The 2,674-nt window shown below is 73.0% G+C and carries 1 protein-coding gene; it reads left to right on the top strand.

Annotated features, from left to right (window positions below):
* Positions 1–2,674 (top strand): beta-ketoacyl synthase N-terminal-like domain-containing protein (locus G6018_RS07025; protein WP_277817760.1); only part of this gene is annotated, 2,674 nt, incomplete at both ends.

Here is a 2,674-nt window from a genome sequence, read left to right as displayed (position 1 = left end):
GGTGCCGGCGACATCGTGGCCGAGCAGGCCCGCTGGTGGGCCGAGCGGGCCGCCGGAGCCCGGCGGGACGCCCTCGCGGTCACCTACCGGGAGATCGCGGAGGCGGCCTCCGAGGAGTTCGTCGGCCAGTACGCGGGCGACGTCGCCGTCGTCACCGGTGCCGGCAAGGGCTCCATCGCCGCCGCCGTCACCGGAAAGCTCCTGGCGGGAGGGGCCACCGTGGTGGCCACCACCTCGAACCTGGACCAGTCCAAGCTGGCCTTCTTCAAGGACCTCTACCGCTCCCACGCCCGCGGTGGCGCGGCGCTGTGGGTGCTGCCGGCCAACCTCACGTCGTACTCGGACGTCGACGCGCTGGTCGAGTGGGTCGGATCCGAGCACGCCGAGTCGGCCGGTGGCCAGACCACCGTCCTCAAGGCGCCGCTCACGCCGACGCTGCTCTTCCCGTTCGCCGCCCCGCGTGTCCAGGGTTCGATGGCCGACGCCGGCCCGCGGGCCGAGACCGAGATGCGCGTCCTGTTGTGGGGCGTGGAGAAGCTCGTCGCCGGGCTCGGCGCGATCGGCGCCGACACCGACGTCGACTCCCGTCTGCACGTGGTGCTGCCGGGCTCGCCCAACCGCGGGATCTTCGGTGGCGACGGCGCCTACGGCGAGGCCAAGGCCGCGCTCGACGCCATGATCGCCAAGTGGGGCTCGGAGAAGTCCTGGTCCGAGCGCGTGACGTTCGTCCACGCGATCATCGGCTGGGTCCGGGGCACCGGGCTGATGGGCCACAACGATCCGCTCGTCGACGCCGTGGAGGCCGCGGGCGTGTCCACCTGGTCCACCGCGGGGATCGCCGCCGAGCTGCTGGACTCGTGCACCCCGGACGTCCGTCGGTCCGCCGGCGAGGCGCCCCTCACCGTCGACCTCACCGGGGGTCTCGGCACCGCCGACCTGGACATGGCCGCGCTCGCCGCGGACCGTCCGGCCCCGGTGACCGAGGCCTCGACCGAGGACGCCGACGGGACCCTCGCGGCCCTGCCGTCGCTGCAGACCGTCACCGCCGACGAGCGCCCCGAGTGGGGCCAGGTCACCCAGGACCTCGAGGACATGGTCGTGATCGTGGGCTCCGGCGAGGTCGGGCCCTACGGCAGCGCCCGCACCCGCTTCGAGGTGGAGACCACCGGCGACCTCAGCGCCGCCGGCGTGGTCGAGCTGGCCTGGTCGACCGGGCTCATCACCTGGGAGGACTCGCCGCGCGCCGGCTGGACCGTCACCGGGTCCGGTGACCCGATCGACGAGGCGGACATCGCCGAGCGTTTCCACGACGAGGTGCTCGCCCGGGTGGGCGTGCGTACCTACGCCGACGATTCGCGCGCGGAGATGTTCGCGGGCGCCTCGCCGCAGCTGACCTCGGTGTTCCTGCCGGAGGACCTGTCCTTCGTCGTGGACGACGAGGGCCAGGCCCGCGCGTACCAGGAGGACGATCCGGAGAACACCGTCGTCACCCGCAGCGAGGACGGCGAGTGGACGGTCACCCGCAAGGCGGGCACCGAGATCCGCGTCCCCCGCCGCACCACGCTCACCCGCATCGTGGGTGGCCAGATCCCCACCGGCTTCGACCCGACCGCATGGGGAATCCCCGCCGACATGGTCTCCGGTATCGACCGGGTGGCGGCGTGGAACCTGGTGGCCACCGTGGACGCCTTCATCTCCTCGGGCTTCACCCCGGCGGAGCTGCTGGCCCACGTGCACCCGGCCGATGTCGCCAACACGCAGGGCACCGGCATGGGCGGCATGACGAGCATGCGCTCGCTCTACATCGACGGGATCCTGGGCCGCAGCCGCGCCAACGACACGCTGCAGGAGGCGCTGCCCAACGTGGTGGCCGCCCACGTCATGCAGTCCTACGTCGGCGGCTACGGCTCGATGGTCCACCCGGTGGCGGCCTGTGCCACCACCGCGGTGAGCGTCGAGGAGGGTTTCGACAAGATCCGCGCCGGTAAGGCCGAGTTCGTGGTGGCCGGCGGGTTCGACGACCTGTCCACCGAGGGCATCCAGGGCTTCGCCGACATGTCCGCCACCGCCGACTCCGCGGCGATGGCCGCCAAGGGGATCGACGAGCGCCACTACAGCCGGGCGAATGACCGGCGACGCGGCGGGTTCGTCGAGTCGCAGGGCGGCGGCACCATCCTGCTGGCCCGTGGCGACGTCGCGGCCCGCATGGGGCTGCCGGTCCACGGGGTGGTGGCCTGGGCGGGGTCGTACGCCGACGGTGCGCACACCTCGATCCCCGCTCCGGGGCTCGGCGCGCTCGGCGCGGGCCGTGGTGGAAAGCGGTCGCCGCTGGCCCGGGGTCTCGCAGAGCTCGGCCTGACCGCGGACGACCTGGCCGTGGTGAGCAAGCACGACACCTCGACCAAGGCCAACGACCCCAACGAGTCGGACCTGCACGAGCGGCTCGGGGCGGCGATCGGTCGCTCCGACGGCAACCCGTTGTTCGTCGTCTCGCAGAAGTCGCTCACCGGGCACGCCAAGGGTGGCGCGGCCGCGTTCCAGCTCATCGGGCTGACCCAGATGCTGCGTTCGGGGACACTGCCCCCCAACCGGGCCCTGGACTGCGTCGACGACGTCCTGGACCGGCACCGGCACCTGGTGTGGCTGCGCGAGACACTGCAGCTGGGCGGGGACC

Source organism: Dietzia sp. DQ11-44 (assembly GCF_014145205.1).
Lineage (GTDB): Bacteria > Actinomycetota > Actinomycetes > Mycobacteriales > Mycobacteriaceae > Dietzia > Dietzia natronolimnaea.
The sequence above is the reverse complement of the archived record's forward strand: the minus strand, read 5'-3'. Positions and strand labels throughout refer to the sequence as shown.